This window comes from Pseudomonas sp. 43A (genome assembly GCF_013363935.1).
GTDB classification, from domain to species: Bacteria; Pseudomonadota; Gammaproteobacteria; order Pseudomonadales; family Pseudomonadaceae; genus Aquipseudomonas; species Aquipseudomonas crudilactis.
In genome coordinates this window covers 2133490-2150075 of record NZ_CP054880.1, presented here as the reverse complement: position 1 = coordinate 2150075, position 16586 = coordinate 2133490, and the positions used below count along the sequence as shown (strand labels likewise).

At 59.2% G+C, this 16586-nt stretch carries 14 protein-coding genes, 6 tRNA genes and 1 pseudogene; 8 read left to right on the top strand and 13 right to left on the bottom strand.

Annotation, left to right across the window (positions count from 1 at the left end):
* Positions 1–27 precede the first annotated feature (27 nt).
* A complete protein-coding gene (locus HUW52_RS09560) occupies positions 28–687 on the bottom strand; it encodes a transglutaminase family protein (RefSeq protein WP_175553491.1) in 660 nt (219 codons plus the stop codon).
* Between the two features lie 248 nt (positions 688–935).
* On the opposite strand from HUW52_RS09560, the gene HUW52_RS09555 reads away from it, so the two are divergent.
* Both HUW52_RS09555 and HUW52_RS09550 read left to right on the top strand, forming a co-directional pair.
* Positions 936–3383 (top strand): acyl-CoA dehydrogenase, encoded by a 2448-nt coding sequence (locus tag HUW52_RS09555; RefSeq protein ID WP_016986048.1) that lies wholly within the window; start codon positions 936–938, stop codon positions 3381–3383.
* A 74-nt stretch (positions 3384–3457) separates the two neighbouring features.
* Positions 3458–3865, top strand: a complete 408-nt coding sequence (locus HUW52_RS09550) for a PA2817 family protein (protein WP_175553490.1) — start codon at positions 3458–3460, stop codon at positions 3863–3865.
* A 62-nt stretch (positions 3866–3927) separates the two neighbouring features.
* Here HUW52_RS09550 and HUW52_RS09545 read toward each other — a convergent pair whose 3' ends face one another.
* Entirely contained in the window at positions 3928–4926 is a 999-nt protein-coding gene (locus HUW52_RS09545; RefSeq protein WP_175553489.1) for a LysR family transcriptional regulator, read from the bottom strand.
* 90 nt (positions 4927–5016) lie between these two features.
* On the opposite strand from HUW52_RS09545, the gene HUW52_RS09540 reads away from it, so the two are divergent.
* The 3 genes from HUW52_RS09540 (at position 5017) to HUW52_RS09530 (ending at position 7144) form a co-directional block, all read left to right on the top strand.
* Positions 5017–5643: an alanyl-tRNA editing protein gene (locus HUW52_RS09540; protein ID WP_175553488.1), complete on the top strand. Its 627-nt coding sequence runs from the start codon at positions 5017–5019 to the stop codon at positions 5641–5643.
* A gap of 90 nt (positions 5644–5733) precedes the next feature.
* The gene (locus HUW52_RS09535) at positions 5734–6504 is read left to right on the top strand and encodes a 2OG-Fe(II) oxygenase (protein ID WP_016986052.1); all 771 of its coding nucleotides are present in this window, start codon (positions 5734–5736) and stop codon (positions 6502–6504) included.
* 1 nt (position 6505) lies between these two features.
* Complete coding sequence (locus HUW52_RS09530; RefSeq protein ID WP_016986053.1) at positions 6506–7144, top strand: LysE family translocator; 639 nt, start codon at positions 6506–6508, stop codon at positions 7142–7144.
* Positions 7145–7272: 128 nt separating this feature from the next.
* Here the strand turns inward: HUW52_RS09530 and HUW52_RS09525 are convergent.
* The 6 genes from HUW52_RS09525 to HUW52_RS09500 all read right to left on the bottom strand — a co-directional run bounded on the left by HUW52_RS09525 (position 7273) and on the right by HUW52_RS09500 (position 7896).
* Positions 7273–7348, bottom strand: a tRNA-Gly gene (locus HUW52_RS09525).
* Between the two features lie 2 nt (positions 7349–7350).
* Positions 7351–7426, bottom strand: a tRNA-Glu gene (locus tag HUW52_RS09520).
* 57 nt (positions 7427–7483) lie between these two features.
* Positions 7484–7559: transfer RNA gene (locus HUW52_RS09515), tRNA-Gly, on the bottom strand.
* Positions 7560–7562: 3 nt separating this feature from the next.
* A tRNA-Glu gene (locus tag HUW52_RS09510) sits at positions 7563–7638 on the bottom strand.
* A 104-nt stretch (positions 7639–7742) separates the two neighbouring features.
* Positions 7743–7818 (bottom strand) — tRNA-Gly (locus HUW52_RS09505).
* Between the two features lie 2 nt (positions 7819–7820).
* Positions 7821–7896 (bottom strand) — tRNA-Glu (locus tag HUW52_RS09500).
* Positions 7897–8280: 384 nt separating this feature from the next.
* Between HUW52_RS09500 and HUW52_RS09495 the strand changes: the two genes are divergently transcribed.
* Entirely contained in the window at positions 8281–9039 is a 759-nt protein-coding gene (locus HUW52_RS09495; RefSeq protein ID WP_016986536.1) for a hypothetical protein, read from the top strand.
* Positions 9040–10003: 964 nt separating this feature from the next.
* Here the strand turns inward: HUW52_RS09495 and HUW52_RS30735 are convergent.
* The 4 genes and pseudogenes from HUW52_RS30735 to HUW52_RS09480 form a co-directional block, all read right to left on the bottom strand.
* Positions 10004–10708: a methyl-accepting chemotaxis protein gene (locus HUW52_RS30735; RefSeq protein ID WP_371929258.1), complete on the bottom strand. Its 705-nt coding sequence runs from the start codon at positions 10706–10708 to the stop codon at positions 10004–10006.
* 204 nt (positions 10709–10912) lie between these two features.
* A pseudogene (locus HUW52_RS30730) lies at positions 10913–11089 on the bottom strand (HAMP domain-containing protein); the annotation flags it as partial.
* A gap of 991 nt (positions 11090–12080) precedes the next feature.
* On the bottom strand, positions 12081–13481 hold the full coding sequence (locus tag HUW52_RS09485; protein ID WP_016983634.1) for a PLP-dependent aminotransferase family protein: 1401 nt from the start codon (positions 13479–13481) through the stop codon (positions 12081–12083).
* Between the two features lie 190 nt (positions 13482–13671).
* Positions 13672–14433, bottom strand: coding sequence for an SDR family oxidoreductase (locus HUW52_RS09480; protein ID WP_016983635.1), 762 nt, complete (start codon positions 14431–14433; stop codon positions 13672–13674).
* Between the two features lie 95 nt (positions 14434–14528).
* On the opposite strand from HUW52_RS09480, the gene HUW52_RS09475 reads away from it, so the two are divergent.
* Positions 14529–14666 carry a hypothetical protein gene (locus HUW52_RS09475; RefSeq protein WP_016983636.1) on the top strand — a complete coding sequence of 46 codons (138 nt, stop codon included), beginning with the start codon at positions 14529–14531 and terminating at the stop codon, positions 14664–14666.
* Complete coding sequence (locus tag HUW52_RS09470; protein ID WP_175553486.1) at positions 14663–15667, top strand: NADP-dependent oxidoreductase; 1005 nt, start codon at positions 14663–14665, stop codon at positions 15665–15667. Before HUW52_RS09475 ends, HUW52_RS09470 begins: the two co-directional genes overlap by 4 nt.
* A 125-nt stretch (positions 15668–15792) precedes the next feature.
* On the opposite strand, the gene pyrF is transcribed toward HUW52_RS09470, so the two are convergent.
* A complete protein-coding gene (gene pyrF / locus HUW52_RS09465; RefSeq protein WP_175553485.1) occupies positions 15793–16491 on the bottom strand; it encodes an orotidine-5'-phosphate decarboxylase in 699 nt (232 codons plus the stop codon).
* Positions 16492–16586 lie beyond the last annotated feature (95 nt).

The following is a 16586-nucleotide window of genomic DNA, read 5'->3' as shown; positions in this document are numbered from 1 at the left end:
ATGAGTGGGCAGGCAGCATACGCCGGATCAGACGCGGCTCAAATCACTCTGCATATCGCCCAGCAATGGTGGCTGCTGATCAGTGAACAGATGCGGATAGCACTTTTGCAGATGTTCGAAGAAGAACGTTTCCGGGACATCGGCGAATTGTCCGTGATCGACCAAGTACTCCATCAACTGTGCACCGTCGCGGTTGAACGGGTGGAAAACGCTGTCATTGATACCGTCGAACTCCAGCGGCGCAACGTTGAACAGCTCGCAGAGCTTCTGGTTGAACGCCGGCGTGGCCTTGACCCAGCGATCATTGAGAAATAACTCGGTGTAGCCGTGCATGGCGAACATGTCGCTTTTCAATAACGCGAGCAGACGCGGGGTCGACAGGTGATTTTTCACGTCGGCCAGACCGATCCGCGCCGCGATTCCGCAATGCCGAGCGCAGCCCGCCAGCAGCGTGGCTTTCGGTACGCAATAACTCTCCCCCGTCGCCAGCGCATAACTGCCGCGCAAGGTCTTTGGATCACGGCTGAAGGTGTAGGGGTTGTAGCGCACCGCCTCACGCACGGCGTAATAAAGACTGATCGCCTGCGCGAGCGGATCGCGGCTGGCGCCCCGATGCTGTTCGGCGAACTCCACCACCGCCGGGTGGTCACTATCGATGAAGCGGCCGGAATTCAGATACTCGTGCATGACGACAATCTCCTGGGTGAGTCCCGAGTCTAGCGACAGCTTCAGCACAGAGATAACGACGTTTCGGCCAAACTTGGACGCAAAGACGCGGGATCAGCGAACGATTTCCCACACGTGTTGCCCACCGAACCTACGAAAACCATCCGGGGTTTCCCACGATTTCAATCACCTTGGTCTGACCACCCGGTTTTACAGATGCCGTCTAAGCTCTGGAGGGTCGATTTGCCTTGGTTCACGGAGGACTGAATATGCTGTTGTTGTGGATACTGGTTTTGATCGTCGGCGTGGCGTATCTCGCCCACCGGCGTATTTCGCCTCTGCCCGCGTTGGGCATCGTTGCCGTCTACCTTTTGGCGATGGGGATATTCAGTCACGCACCGGGCTGGTTGTTGCTGGTGTTCTGGGTCTTGCTGGCGGTGGTCGCTGCACCGTTGCTGCTGCCCGACCTGCGCCGTAAGCACTTCACCGCGCCGCTGTTCAACTGGTTCCAGAAAACCCTGCCACCGATGTCGCAGACCGAACGCGACGCGATCGACGCCGGCACCGTGTGGTGGGATGGCGAGCTGTTCAGCGGCCGCCCGGACTGGGACAAACTGCTGGCCTATCCCAAGGCGCAACTGAGCGAAGAGGAACAGGCGTTCATCGACGGCCCGACAGAGGAACTCTGCGCGATGGTCACTGACTGGCAGATCGGCCAGTCGATGGACCTGCCACCCGAAGCCTGGACGCACATCAAGGAACACGGATTTTTCGCCCTGATCATCCCGAAAGAATTCGGTGGCAAAGGCTTCTCTGCTTACGCGCATTCGCAAGTGGCGATGAAACTGGCCACCCGCAGCGGTGACCTCGCTTCCACCGTCATGGTGCCGAACTCACTCGGCCCGGCCGAACTGCTGCTGCATTACGGCACCGACGAGCAACGCAATCACTACCTGCCACGCCTGGCTCGCGGCGATGACATTCCCTGTTTCGCCCTCACCGGCCCGCTCGCGGGTTCCGATGCCGGGGCGATGCCCGACACCGGGATCATCTGCAAAGGCGAATGGGAAGGTCAGGAAGTCATCGGCCTGCGCCTGAACTGGGAAAAACGCTACATCACCCTCGGCCCGGTCGCTACCCTCCTCGGCCTGGCTTTCAAGGCCTATGACCCGGAACATCTGCTGGGCGACAAGGAAGACCTCGGCATCAGCCTTGCGCTGATCCCGACCGATACCGCCGGCGTGGAAATCGGTCGTCGTCACCTGCCACTGGGCGCTGCGTTCATGAACGGCCCGAACTCCGGCAAGGATGTGTTCATCCCGCTGGACTTCCTTATCGGCGGTCAGGAAATGCTCGGCAAGGGCTGGATGATGCTGATGAACTGCCTGTCGGTCGGCCGTTCTATCTCGTTGCCAGCCGTCGGCACCGGCGCGGCCAAGTTCACCAGTCTGGTCACCGGTCAGTACGCGCAGATTCGTGAACAATTCAACGTACCGTTGTCGGCGTTTGAAGGCATTCAGGAAGCCATGGCACGCATCGGCGGTAACGCGTGGATGATGGACGCGGCGCGGATGCTCACCGCCAACGCGGTGGACCTCGGCGAAAAACCCTCGGTGCTGTCGGCGATCCTCAAGTATCACCTGACCGAGCGCGGTCGCGAGTGCATCAGCCACGCCATGGATGTGCACGGCGGCAAGGCGATCATCATGGGCCCGAACAACTACCTCGGGCGCAGCTGGAACGGTGCACCGATCTTCATCACCGTGGAAGGTGCGAACATCCTGTCGCGCAACCTGATGATCTTCGGTCAGGGCGCGATTCGCTGCCATCCATTTGTGCTCAAGGAAATGGCGCTGGCGGGGCGTGAGGACAAGGATCAGGCGCTGAAAGAGTTCGATGGCCTACTGCTCAAACACATCGGTTTCGCCGTAAGCAACGCGGCCAGCACGCTGGTGCTGAACCTCGGTTTCGGTCACTTCGAACACGCGCCGGGCGACAAGATCAGTCAGGGTTACTTCCGTGCCCTGAACCGTCAGGCAGCGGCGTTCGCCATGCTCGCCGACTTCAGCATGATGTTGCTGGGCGGCGAACTGAAACGTCGTGAACGTCTGTCGGCACGCTTGGGTGATGTGCTGAGCAACCTGTATCTGGCCTCTGCCGCACTCAAGCGTTACCACGATCTGGATTCGCCGGCGTACATGGAACCGTTGTTCCGTTGGGCGATGGAAGAAAGCCTCGGCCAAGCGGAACGGGCGCTGGATGAATTGCTGCGCAACTTCCCGAACAAAGTGTTTGGCTGTCTGCTGCGCGTCATCGTCTTCCCGTTTGGTCGCCGTCACAAAGGCCCGTCGGACAAACTCGGGGCCGAAGTGGCGGGCGTCATTGGTCGCGCCAAGGGTGATCCGGCCCTGGAAGAACTGCTTGCCGGTTGTTATCGCCCGCAGTCGGCAGACGATGCCGTCGGCGCGCTGCAACACGCCAGCGATCTGCTGCATGCCGCGCAACCGTTGCACAAAAAACTGCACACCTCGCTGAAAAGCGGTCAGGTCAAACCGGCCGCGGGTGAACACGCCATCGATGCAGCACTTGAGGCCGGGGTGTTGCAACCGATGGAAGCGCAGAGTCTGCGCGATGCCGAAGCGGCACGGCGCAAGGTGATCGACGTCGATGATTTCGACAAAGAGGAGCTGGCGCTGGCAGAGGGCAAAGTCCGCTGATCCTGACAAGCATGTCCAAGAGGGCGCAGGAGCTTTATACTCCCGCGCCCGTTTTGCTCTTGAGGACTTATCTCGTGTCCAACGTCGTTGCCGATCATCTTGTTTTGCTCGACCACCTGCGCAGTATCCTGGTCGCCGTAGGTGAGGCCGAACAGGTTCCCGAAGAAAGCCATGCCTTGTTCCTGGAGCGCTTCGACGAACTGCTGGCATCGCTGCCGATCGATCCGATCGAAAGCCAGTACCTGGGCCAGGACATCCTGACTCAAGTGATTACCCGTTACCCGCAGATCGCCCACCTGATCCCGCGCGATCTGCTGTGGTTCTTCGCAGGTGACTGCCTGCACTACCTGTCCGATGAAGAGATCGACCTGTATCAGGCACTGGAAGAACGCCGCTTCGAAGCTGAACAGAACGACGAACCGTTCGACTGGAATCAGGAAAAACAGCTGCTGGCGATGTCCGCTCAGGACAGCAAGCACTGATTTTCACCCGGTCATGAAAAGGCCCGCATGGTGAACCATGCGGGCCTTTTTTTGCGCTGGCGTTAGAGCAGGCCTTCGCTTTCGGGCAATTCATACGCCATCGCTGCGTTACTCACACCACCGGACTTGCCCGGCTTGCTCAAAGTCGGCTCTTTCTCCAGGCACTCCACCAGATAGTCGATAAACACGCGCAACTTGGGTGGCAGATAACGCGTCGGCGAGTGCAGCAACCACAGTCCGCCGTGATAGGAAGCAAGAAAGGTCCAGTCCGGTAGCACCTGCACCACCAACTTTTGCTCAAGGGCATAGCGGGCAGTGAAATACGGCAAGCTGCCAATGCCGATGTGCTGCAACACCGCGCCCAGCCGCACACCGGTGTGATTGGCGGCATAGCGACCGCGCACACCCACCGTTACCGCTTTGCTACCTTTCTTGAACTTCCAGCGTGCATCGCTCGGGGTTTCGCCCAGATAAATACAACTGTGATTGAGCAAATCATGCGGGTGAGTCGGCGTGCCATGTTCGGCCAGGTATTGCGGCGTGGCACAGAGCAAGTGGTCGATGGTCAGTAACTGCCGCCCGACCAGCCCCGCCGGTGGTCGATCGGTGATGCGAATCGCCAGATCGACATGGTCGTCGATCAAATCGACCTGGCGATCTTCCAGCAGCAACTCGACATCGACCTTCGGATAACGCCGCAGAAACTCGGGCATGTGCGGATGGATCACGAAGCGACCCACCGCTTTCGGTACGCTGACTCGCACCAGTCCTTCCGCTTCATGGGTGAACTGGCCACTGATTTCCATGACCGATTTGGCCGCGCTGACCATTTCCTGACAACGCTTGAAGACCTCTTCGCCGCCATCACTCAAACGCAGCTTGCGCGTAGTGCGCTGCAACAGTCGCGTGGCCAAGGCTTTTTCCAGCCGCGAAATACTGCGACTGACCGCCGACGGCGATGAACCCAGTTGCCGAGCCGCTTCAGAAAAGCTGCCGGTCTCCACGACCTTCACGAAGATTGCCATCTCACCGAGCAGCGGGAGCGGAAGATTTATGCTCACAGCGCACAAGTCCTTTGATGTTTTAACGGATTATCACGTTATTACACGATTCATATAATAAAAATAGAAATTTAAATAAGGGCATGGAATATGACGCTTCGCCTCTTTTTCCATAGTGATGACCTCAAGGCTAATGTAGAAGTCCTCGACTGCACGCCCCACGAGAACGAATTTGCCGTAGTGCTGCGCGCCACCCTGTTCCATCCGCAAGGGGGTGGCCAGCCCTGCGATACCGGCTGGATCGATGAGAGCCAGGTATTACGCGTCGTACAGGAACCGGACCGGATCGTTCATTACGTCGACCGCCCCGTAAAGCTCGGCATGACCTGTATCCGGGTCGATGGAGAACGCCGCAGCTTCAACACCCGCATGCATTCGGCCGGCCACCTGATCGGACATTTCGTTCAGGCCATGGGCTGGATGCCGATCAAGGCACACCACTGGCCGAATGAAGGCCGAGTGCAATTCAAACCCGGCGATGCTGCGCAGGAAGTCGACACCGAGACAGTCCAACACGGGATCGATCATTGGATCGAGCACGACCTGCCCCGCCTGACCTCGCTACGCGAAGGCGCGCGGGAAATCGGTTTTGGTGAGCTGCCGGCCTACGGTTGCGGCGGCACCCATGTACGTAGCCTGAAGGATCTGGGCACAGTCACGATCGCGTCCCTTTCGCAGAAGAAAGGCACGTTGTCCGTCCACTACAGCGTGGATTGAGCATTTCGGGCGCTGCCTCACGCAGCGTCCGACGCCGGGGGAACCGCATTCGCCGGTTCCGTTGACTATCGATAGATGGACCTAAAAACAATGATGCTAGACGTCGAGCGTCTCGATGAGACGTGCATAAAAAAACTGGCCAACGAAGAAGTCCTCGCCATCCGCGTCAAAGGTTTTTTGCCTGAGCCGCTGGCCATTCAGATTGGCAACAAAATTCTTGCTCCAGGCTTTGAGGGTTACATCAACGCGCCCAGTATCGGCCGCATCGGCATGGCTTTTTACGAGGCAGAAAACCAGCCGCTGCTGATCGAGGACTACTTCGAACGCGCCACCAGCAACATCGCGGAACTGCGCGATCGCTGCGCCCCCTATTCCTCGCCGATCGATACCTTGCGCTGCATGCTCGACGAATCCTGGCCGGCGGGTGCGCATCTGGAAAATCTCTACGGTCGGAAAATGTACGTCGGCCTTTCGCGAGTAGTGAAACCTGGCGTGTGCTTCCTGGCCCATCACGACATCTTCGCCAAGGACGCCCCGGACAGTTTCCAGGCCCGCAGCCTGGAGGCGCAGTTCGCCTGCAACGTCTATCTGAACATGCCGACCGAGGGCGGTGCGCTGCAGATGTGGGACGACGACATCACCCCGGATCAATTCGACGAGATGCGTGGCGACAGTTACGGCATCGAACCGGCGCTGCTCGGCCCACCCGCGCTTGAAGTCAGACCGCAACCCGGCGATTTCATCATGTTCAATTCGCGGCGCATGCACTCGGTGACGCCGGGCGTGGCAGATCCGCGCTTGAGTCTTTCCTTTTTTGTCGGCTATCGCGGCAATGCTTCACCCCTGACCTACTGGAGCTGAGATGTATTCGAATTATCTGGGCGAGTTTCTGGCGCTGGCTACTATTCACTTTCTGGCCGTGGTTGCTCCCGGTCCGGACTTCGCAGTCACCATTCGCCAAAGCGTTCGATTTGGCCGACTGGTGGGGATCTGTACGGCGCTGGGTATTGGCGCGGGAATTTCCGTACACGTGCTGTACACACTGCTTGGCGTGGGCGCATTGATGCACACCACCCCGTGGTTGCTGACCGTCGCCAAAGTGATTGGCGGTGCCTATATCCTGTATCTGGGTGTCAGCCTGCTGCGCAGCAAGCCGAAATCGTCCCTTGAAGGTGAAAAGACCAGCGAGGAGCCGGTGGTTGAACAAACCCTGTTCAAAGCGTTCAGCACCGGTTTCCTGACCAACGCAACCAACCCCAAGGCCACGCTATTTTTCCTGGCCATCTTCACCACGATCATCAGCGCTGAAACACCTCTGCAAATCCAGGCGTTCTATGGTTTGTGGATGTGTTTTGTAAACGCGCTGTGGTTCGTGATCGTGGCGCTGTTTTTCTCAAGCAGCAAAGTACGCCTGCTGTTCATGCGCATGGGCCATTGGTTCGAACGCACCATGGGCGTAGTGCTGATTCTGTTTGCCGGCCGACTGATGCTGTCCTGGTAAGCAGACGCCAACCTGCAAAAAGGCCCGCCGAATCGTTTCGGAGGGCCTTTTTCTTGATGCCGGATGACATGACCACAAATCGCGCGCATACAAAAACGCCGCTCTGTTGAGCGGCGTTTTTGTAAATATGGAGCGGGAAACGAGACTCGAACTCGCGACCCCGACCTTGGCAAGGTCGTGCTCTACCAACTGAGCTATTCCCGCAATGGCGTCCCCTAGGGGACTCGAACCCCTGTTACCGCCGTGAAAGGGCGGTGTCCTAGGCCACTAGACGAAGGGGACACAGGCTACAACTTTCACTAATAAAAACGCCGCTCACTGAGCGGCGTTTCTAGAATTTGGAGCGGGAAACGAGACTCGAACTCGCGACCCCGACCTTGGCAAGGTCGTGCTCTACCAACTGAGCTATTCCCGCAAATGGCGTCCCCTAGGGGACTCGAACCCCTGTTACCGCCGTGAAAGGGCGGTGTCCTAGGCCACTAGACGAAGGGGACACGCTACCCGGAACACATGGTGTGTGTTTCGGTGTCCAGATCCGCATCCGAAGACTTGGTTCTGATTTCACTCAGCACCGCCCGAAAGCACTGCTGTTTAAAATTGGAGCGGGAAACGAGACTCGAACTCGCGACCCCGACCTTGGCAAGGTCGTGCTCTACCAACTGAGCTATTCCCGCATTGGCGTCCCCTAGGGGACTCGAACCCCTGTTACCGCCGTGAAAGGGCGGTGTCCTAGGCCACTAGACGAAGGGGACACACTACAACATTCACTCCCTGCCGCGCTTCGCTGTGTGCTTTACGCTGCAAGTGGCGCGCATTCTATGGATGGATTGAGAAGTCGTCAACCCCTTGATATAAATTTATTTAAATCAATGACTTCGACCTGCTTTACGGCGGCAACCGGGCTTTTCCGTCGCCCGACCATTGACGCCTATATTCCGCCACTCGCCAAGACGTTATAGTCCACCGCACAGTGGTGGCAATCTGCACATGCATCGCCAGCATTCATATAAGCAGCGTGCGGCCGATACAGATTGAACCTGCCGAACCAACCAGTCGAGCGGCGCTAGGCGGTTAAATGCCCAGCCACTACACTCGCATGCGAACCCTATAAAGAGGTCTTACCGGTGACACCACTCATGATCACCCTGCTTGTCATAGCCGGGATCGCAATTCTGATCGCCATTGGCTACATGAACCATGTGGTGGAAAACAACAAACTGGAGAAAGCCCGCACCAAGGTCGAACTCAACGACCGCCTGCGCCGTTGCGGCGAACTGACCGAGACCTTCCCGGGCCAGTTCATGACCCCGGCACTCAAACTGCTGCTGACCCGTCTGGAACTGAACGTCTGCCAGCGCCTGCTGAACCTGGAAAAAACCAGCGCCACCACCAAAGCGCGCATCACCGAACTGAGCGCACTGGTCGCCCAAGGTGAATCGATCCCGGTCAACAACCCACCGGCGCCGATCCTGACCGAAGCCAAAGCCAAAGACGTACGCTTCCTGCTCGAAGCCCTCCACGGCCAGATCACCCGAGCCGCGCACGACGGCTTCCTGCCACCGAACGAAGCCAAGCACTGGATCCGCGAAGTCCGCCACATTCTGGTGCTGCTGCACATCGAATTCTTCAACAATCTCGGCCAACAGTCCCTGCAACAAAACCAACCCGGCCAGGCCCGCCTCGCCTTCGAACGCGGCGTGCAATACCTGCGCAAACAGCAGGATCCACAGATGTATGCAGAACAACTGCAATACCTGGAAAAACTGCTGGCCCGCGCCAACGCCCAGGTCATGGATAAAATTGCACCGGTTGAAGGTGAAGAGAACCAACTGACTGCCGGCCTAAAAGATGTCGAGGCCGATGCGGACTGGAAGAAGAAAGTGATTTACGACTGATTGCAGATGTTGAGAGAAGCCACCGAGAGGTGGCTTTTTTGTGGGCTCGCGGGAGTGAACACGATAGACAACCGGTGAATGAGAGGCCGCTTTCGCGAGCAAGCTCGCTCCCACAAGGTTTGAGTACATACGGCAGAGATGAGTCGGCTGCCAGACCGCGATCGCGAGCAGGCTCACTCCTACATTGGGACTGAGTACATCCGGCAGAGATGAGTCGGCTGCCAGACCGCGATCGCGAGCAGGCTCACTCCTACATTGGGATTGAGTACATGCGGCAGAGATGGGTCGGCTGCCAGACCGCGATCGCGAGCAGGCTCACTCCTACATTGGGACTGAGTACATCCGGCAGAGATGGGTCGGCTGTCAGGCCGCTTTCGCGAGCAGGCTCACTCCTACATTGGGATTGAGTACATCCGGCAGAGATGGGTCGGCTGCCAGACCGCGATCGCGAGCAGGCTCACTCCTACATTGGGACTGAGTACATCCGGCAGAGATGGGTCGGCTGTCAGGCCGCCTTCGTCGGAACGCCGCCCGGAGCAAGCTCGCTCCCACAGAAGATCAAGAGCAGACCGCGCATCGCTTCCGCTTCTCACCACTCAACAGGATGAGCGTTAGCTCGGCTGCAGCTTTTGATCTTGATCTGAAAGCCCGTCGGCAGGCTGAGTGGAGGGATTGATCCGGGGTTGGGAGCGCAGCGACCGTTCGACGAAGTCGAACACATCGAGAGGAGGTGCAGCGAAGCAAACCGTAGGCGATGCCCCCCCCGGATGAATCCCGGAGCGAAGGAACCCCGAGCTTTAGCGAGCGGGCCGAACGTCAGGGCAAAGCGTTTTGGTTACTTTTGGGCGTCTGCAAAAGTGACCCGCCGTGAGGGCGGAACCGCCAGCCGCAGCACCCGAAGCAACGGATATATCCCAAAAACCCCAAGAGCATGGTCGGCCCAAAGGCCGCCAAGCCCAAAGCGTCAAAGCCGAAAATGCCCAACCATTCCGCGCAACTCACTCCCCAACTGCGCCAGCTCAACACTCGAAGCCGCATTCCCGCGCATCGCGATCGACGACTGATCCGCACTCGCACGAATACTCGTCACACTGCGATTGATCTCCTCCGCCACCGAACTCTGCTCCTCGGCCGCCGCCGCAATCTGCTGATTCATCTGCTGAATCAACGACACCGCCACCGCAATACTCCCCAGCGCACTCTCGGTCTGCAACGCATCACTGACCGCCAGCTTCACCAACTCCCCGCTGTTCTGAATCTGCTGCACCGAAGCATGTGCCGCCGAACGCAACGCACTGACCAGCCGTTCAATTTCCTCAGTCGATTGCTGCGTGCGTCGAGCCAGCGCGCGCACCTCATCGGCCACCACCGCAAAGCCCCTGCCCTGCTCACCGGCCCGTGCCGCCTCGATCGCCGCATTCAACGCCAATAGATTGGTCTGCTCGGCGACGCTTTTGATCACCCCCAGCACCGTGCCGATATTCTGAATTTCCGCACTGAGGCTTTCGATGCTGGAACTGGCCGACGTCGCCGAATCGGCCAATTGTTCGATCCGCACCATGCTCTGGCGCACCACCTGCTGGCCACTCTCGACCTTGTCGTCCGCCGTTTGCGCGGCCAGCGCCGCCTCTTCGGCATTGCGCGCGACGTCATGCACAGTGGCGGTCATCTGGTTCATCGCCGTGGCGACCTGCTCGGTTTCTTCCTTCTGGCTGCTGACCTCAAGGTTGGTCTGCTCGGTAACCGCCGACAACGATTGCGCCGAACTGGCCAGTTGCTCGATACCCGCCTGCAACCCGCTGACAATCGCACTCAGTCCCGCGCCCATCTGCTGCATCGCCAACATCAACTGGCCGATCTCGTCACGCCGGGTCACCTCCACGGTCGCACTCAAGTCACCGGCGGCAATCTGCTGGGCGACCTGAATCACGCTGCGCAATGGTGCGACGATCAGTCGAGTGATCAGCCACGCAGCCAACAATCCGACCAACAGCGCCAGCGCCGATGAACCAATGATCAGCAACGAGTTTTTCTTCAGTTCCGCCTGCATCGCGCCGTCTTCAGCGACATAAGCCTGATTCACCCGCTCGACCACTTGGTCGGCACGCTGGTGCAATTGCTCGTAGACGGTTTTTTCCTGCGCGAGCAAACCCGTGTATTCGGCCAGCTTGTCGTTGAAACCGGCGATATGCCCGGACACTTCATTGAGCACGGTCAGGTAACCCTCGTCCTTGACCGTGGTTTTCAGTTCTTCGGCTTGCGCCTGAGCCTGCGCGGCCTGTTCGATATTGCCTTTGCCGGCACTGTCGGCATCGCCCTTGCGGCTTTGATCGAGGCGGGTCCGCGCTTCGTTCATCGCTTGCAGCATCAACCGCGACACCTGACTGACCTGGTTGGCCTGCTCAATGAACTGCGCTCCGTCCTTGCCCTCGGTGTCCTTCAAGGTATACGCACCGTCGTCGGCAAGTCCGGCCTGCAACACATCGAGGTTATTGGCCACACTGGACACCGACCAACTGGCCATTTCCAGTGCGAGGTCCTTGGCCTGGGTCAACGACACAAACTCATCGAACGCTTTGCGATAGGCCGCCAGCGATTGCTCGACATCGGTCATCACCGGCACATTGGCCGGCGTCTGCACCTTGAGCTCGTTGGCCAGGGCATTCAGCCCGTCCACACCTTCACGCAGGGCATCGGCGGTTTTCGGATTGCCGCGCAAAGCATATTCCTGCTCGAGCAGGCGCACCTTGAGCAGGCCACTGTTGAGCGAGGACATCTGTTTCAGCCCGTCGAAACGCTGACTGATGGTTTGCAGGGACCAGACGCCAATGGCCGCCACCAGCGCGGTCAGGAGCAAGACCAGTACAAATCCGATACCCAGTTTTTTTGCCATACCGAGGTTGGCAAAACGTCCTTGCATGGCCGAAATCATTGCGCGTAGTCCCCTGCCATTGTCAGTAGAGCGAAGAGTCGCAACGGCCATCCACCGGCACAAGTCTCTGGCGTCGGAATAATGGCAAAAAGCTACGTCTGCGTCGTTTTCAGAACGCTTGAGGTCGATCCGAACCGGTGTGGCGAAAAAACTGCCGGGCGCGCGGATCGCAGGCGTATGCCACGTTGATGCGCAGCCAGTCGCCCGACTCACCGCTGGGACTGAAGGCATCAGGCGCGGACAGCAGCACGCCACAGCGTTGAGCCTGCCGACGTACCCGCGCATGATCGCTCATGCGCGAACGCGCCCAGATGAACAACCCGCCAACAGGCTTGCCGAAAACCTCCCAATCAGCGTCCTCCAGCGCCTGCAGCGCGGCGGCACGATCGGCATTCAAGCGTTGGCGCTGGCGCTGCACCAGTTTGCGGTAAGCGCCGCTGACCATCAGGCTGGCCAGCACCGCCTCGGTAAACCTCGAAGCCCCCAAACCGCTGATCATCTTGACCTGAGCCAGTCGCCTGACCATTTCGCTGTCGGCGAAGACGAACCCGACTCGCAACGAACTGCTCAGTGTCTTGGAAAAACTGCCCACATAGATGACCCGTCCCTCATCATCCAGCGCCGCCAGTCGCGTACCGTTGCCCGTATGCAAATCCGCATAGACATCGTCTTCGATCACGCGCAAATCATAGGCCTTGCTCAGTTGCAGGATGCGTTGGGCCACACTCGCCGACAGGCAACTGCCGGTGGGGTTGTGATGATGGCTGTTGATGAACAATGCGCCAGGCCGAAACTGTTGCAGCAAAGCCTCCAGCGCTTCGATATCCGGCCCGTTCGGGGTACGACACACCTCGAGCATCCGCACGCCATGCAGGCGCAGGAGATCGAACAGCGGCGCATACCCTGGCGTCTCGACCACCACGCAGTCTCCGGCCTTGAACAAGGTGCGCACGATCAGATCCAGCGCGTGGCTGGCGCCGCAGGTACTCAACAACTGAGAACTGCGCGCCTCGATACCGAACAGCTTCAGACGCTTGACGATCTGCTCGCGCAACGCCGGTAGTCCCAAAGGCGTGCTGTAGTTGAACAGGCTGGCCATATCGGTGCGCGCCACCTCGCGCAGCGCGTAGCTGAGGTCGTCCGGCTCGCGCCAGCTTTGCGGCAGACCACCGGCACCCAGCTTCAACCCCCCGGCGGCCTCACACACTGCATCACACCAGGCATAACGGCCCTCGAATGGCGCCAGTTCATCATCGGAGCCCTGTGTCGACGGCGAGGCGGCGACAATGAACCCGGTGCCTTGGCAGGCGCTCAGAACGCCCTGCGATACCAGCCGTTCACACGCCTCGACAACACACGACTGACTGAGCAGATTATCCCGCGCGATTTGCCGCACGGAGGGCAAACGGGTGGCCGGCGCTACGCCACTTTGCAGGATCCACTCAGTCAGTCCGTCAACAATCTGCTGCACGACCGGCACCATTGCCTGTCGATCAATTCTCAATTCCATGAGCAAGCAAACTCCTGTCCGTTTTGCTGGCGGCAGTAAATCACAGCCGCGCCGGACAGGCTGTGCGACAACACCGCCAAAAGCGACCGTTCTAACCGTTTGATACACATTGTTTAAGGGGCTTCACGGAACTGACCGCGATCCATAAAAAAGCCCGCAACGAATGCGGGCTGTTTTTATTGCGCTTTGTTCAGAATGCAGTGACGCCGCCGTCGACTGCCAGCGAGTGGCCGGTGGTGAATGCTGCACCGTCGCTGCACAGGTACAACACAGCGCTGGCGATTTCCTCGACTTTACCGATGCGCCCGACCGGGTGCATGGCATTGGCGAATTCGCCCTTCTTCGGATCGGCCTCATAGGCGCGACGGAACATGTCGGTATCGATCACCGCCGGACACACAGCGTTGACGCGGATTTTCTTCTTGGCGTATTCGATGGCTGCCGATTTGGTCAAACCGATCACCGCATGCTTCGACGCCGCATAGATGCTCATCTTTGGCGCCGCGCCCAGCCCGGCCACTGAGGCGGTATTGACGATCGCCCCGCCGCCCTGAGCCAGCAATAGCGGCAGTTGATACTTCATGCACAGCCAGACGCCCTTGACGTTGACGCCCATGATCGCGTCGAACTCGTCCATCGAGCCGTCGGCCAGTTTGCCTTTTTCGATTTCGATGCCGGCATTGTTGAAGGCGTAGTCGAGACGGCCGTAAGTATTGATCACCTCGTCCATCAGATTTTTCACTTCGCTTTCGACGGTCACGTTGCAGCGTACGAAGGTCGCTTCGCCACCGGCTGTACGAATCAGTGCCACCGTGCCCTCGCCCCCAGCCGCGTCCAGGTCAGCGACCACCACTTTCAGGCCTTCGGCGGCGAACGCCTGCGCGGTCGCCCGGCCGATGCCGTTGGCCGCGCCGGTGACTACGGCAACTTGACCGGAAAACGTCATGCTCATTGTTATGTCCTCAAAGGGATAGCTGCAGGTGATTTGCAGCATAGCCATTGCGGTCTGCCGAGCGTCACCACTATCCAATGGCTGTTTAGGCGCCCATGCGTCGCAGTGATAAAACGGGCCAGGTGATCATCACTGCACTGGATCGACGTGCATTCGCCGCATCAGCCAACCTTGCGCCAATGCAGCCAAGCGTCTATCAACAAGACTTCATTCCGTTCGAGTGCCTGCCATGACCAACCAGACCAATCGCCAGTTCCTGCTCGCCCAACGCCCGGTGGGTGCGGCCAACCGCGAGACCTTCACCTATCAGGAAGTGCCGGTCGGCGAACCGGCGGCGGGCCAGATTCTGGTCAAGAACGAATACCTGTCCCTCGACCCGGCCATGCGTGGCTGGATGAACGAGGGCAAGTCCTACATCCCGCCGGTGGGTATCGGCGAAGTCATGCGTGCGCTGGGCGTGGGCAAAGTCATCGCCTCGAACAATCCGGGCTTTGCCGTCGGCGACTACGTTAACGGTGCCATTGGCGTGCAGGATTATTTCCTTGGCGAGCCAAGAGGTTTCTACAAGGTCGATCCGAAACTGGCCCCGCTGCCGGTGTATTTGTCGGCACTGGGCATGACCGGCATGACCGCTTACTTCGCCCTGCTGGATGTCGGTGCACCGAAGGCCGGGGATACGGTTGTGCTGTCCGGTGCGGCCGGCGCGGTGGGCAGCATTGCCGGGCAGATTGCCAAGATCAAAGGCTGCCGCGTGGTTGGCATTGCCGGCGGCGCCGACAAATGCAAATTCCTCATTGATGAGTTGGGTTTTGACGGCGCCATCGACTACAAGTCCGAAGATGTCGTGGCCGGGCTTAAACGCGAATGCCCGAAAGGTGTCGACGTGTATTTCGACAACGTCGGCGGCGATATTCTCGATGCTGTGCTCAGCCGTCTGAACATGAAAGCGCGGGTAGTGATTTGCGGCGCGATCAGCCAGTACAACAATAAAGAAGCGGTCAAAGGCCCGGCCAACTACCTGTCGCTGCTGGTCAACCGTGCGCGGATGGAAGGCTTTGTGGTGATGGATTACGCGGCGCAATACGCCAGCGCCGCGCAGGAAATGGCCGGCTGGATGGCCAAGGGGCAGCTCAAAAGCAAGGAAGATATCGTCGAAGGCCTGGAGACCTTCCCGGAAACGCTGATGAAATTGTTCAGCGGTGAGAACTTTGGCAAGTTGGTGTTGAAAGTTTAAGGCCAGCACAAAACCAATGTGGGAGCGAGCCTGCTCGCGATAGCGGTGTGTCAGTCAACATTAACGTTGTTTGACACACCGCTATCGCGAGCAGGCTCACTCCTACAGGGTTTTGCAGTGTTTGTTTAGGCGATTTCGGCTACAACCGACGCCAGCGCCTGTGCCGGATCAGCCGCCTGGCTGATCGGACGGCCAATCACCAGGTAATCGGAACCGGCATCCAGCGCCTGACGCGGGGTCAGAATACGGCGCTGATCGTCCTGCGCGCTGCCGGCCGGACGAATCCCCGGAGTCACCAGTTGCAGCGACGGATGTGCGGTTTTCAGTGCCGTGGCTTCCAGCGCCGAGCACACCAGACCGTCCATCCCAGCCTTCTCGGCCAGTGCCGCCAGACGCAGCACTTGTTCCTGCGGCTCGATATCCAGACCGATACCGGCGAGGTCTTCACGCTCCATGCTGGTCAGTACGGTCACGCCGATCAGCAGCGGTTGCGGGCCGCTGCGCTTGTCCAGCTCTTCCCGGCAGGCAGCCATCATGCGCAGGCCACCGGAGCAATGCACGTTGACCATCCACACGCCCATCTCGGCAGCGGCTTTCACGGCCATCGCGGTGGTGTTGGGAATGTCGTGGAATTTCAGGTCGAGGAATACTTCAAAACCCTTGTCACGCAGGGTGCCGACGATTTCCGCGGCGCAACTGGTGAACAGTTCCTTGCCCACTTTGACCCGGCACAGTTTCGGGTCCAACTGGTCGGCCAGCTTCAGTGCGGCGTCACGGGTGGGGAAATCCAGGGCGACGATGATAGGAGTCTGGCAGGCGGACATGAATGGGCTCTCAGGCAGGTCGAAATCGGCGCGCATTGTAGCGGAACCGGCGGCGGCGCGGCACCCGATGATCGGTAAATCGTCGCGCCGACCGT

Excerpts from the sequence above, each read along its gene's own strand:
- HUW52_RS09560 (WP_175553491.1), bottom strand. The coding sequence starts at position 687 with ATGCACGAGTATCTGAATTCCGGCCGCTTCATCGATAGTGACCACCCG.
- HUW52_RS09475 (WP_016983636.1), top strand. The coding sequence starts at position 14,529 with ATGCGTCGCAGTGATAAAACGGGCCAGGTGATCATCACTGCACTGGAT.
- HUW52_RS09530 (WP_016986053.1), top strand. The coding sequence starts at position 6,506 with ATGTATTCGAATTATCTGGGCGAGTTTCTGGCGCTGGCTACTATTCAC.
- HUW52_RS09485 (WP_016983634.1), bottom strand. The coding sequence starts at position 13,481 with ATGGAATTGAGAATTGATCGACAGGCAATGGTGCCGGTCGTGCAGCAG.
- HUW52_RS09495 (WP_016986536.1), top strand. The coding sequence starts at position 8,281 with ATGATCACCCTGCTTGTCATAGCCGGGATCGCAATTCTGATCGCCATT.
- HUW52_RS30735 (WP_371929258.1), bottom strand. The coding sequence starts at position 10,708 with ATGACCGCCACTGTGCATGACGTCGCGCGCAATGCCGAAGAGGCGGCG.
- HUW52_RS09535 (WP_016986052.1), top strand. The coding sequence starts at position 5,734 with ATGATGCTAGACGTCGAGCGTCTCGATGAGACGTGCATAAAAAAACTG.
- HUW52_RS09470 (WP_175553486.1), top strand. The coding sequence starts at position 14,663 with ATGACCAACCAGACCAATCGCCAGTTCCTGCTCGCCCAACGCCCGGTG.
- HUW52_RS09540 (WP_175553488.1), top strand. The coding sequence starts at position 5,017 with ATGACGCTTCGCCTCTTTTTCCATAGTGATGACCTCAAGGCTAATGTA.
- HUW52_RS09555 (WP_016986048.1), top strand. The coding sequence starts at position 936 with ATGCTGTTGTTGTGGATACTGGTTTTGATCGTCGGCGTGGCGTATCTC.
- pyrF (WP_175553485.1), bottom strand. The coding sequence starts at position 16,491 with ATGTCCGCCTGCCAGACTCCTATCATCGTCGCCCTGGATTTCCCCACC.
- HUW52_RS09480 (WP_016983635.1), bottom strand. The coding sequence starts at position 14,433 with ATGAGCATGACGTTTTCCGGTCAAGTTGCCGTAGTCACCGGCGCGGCC.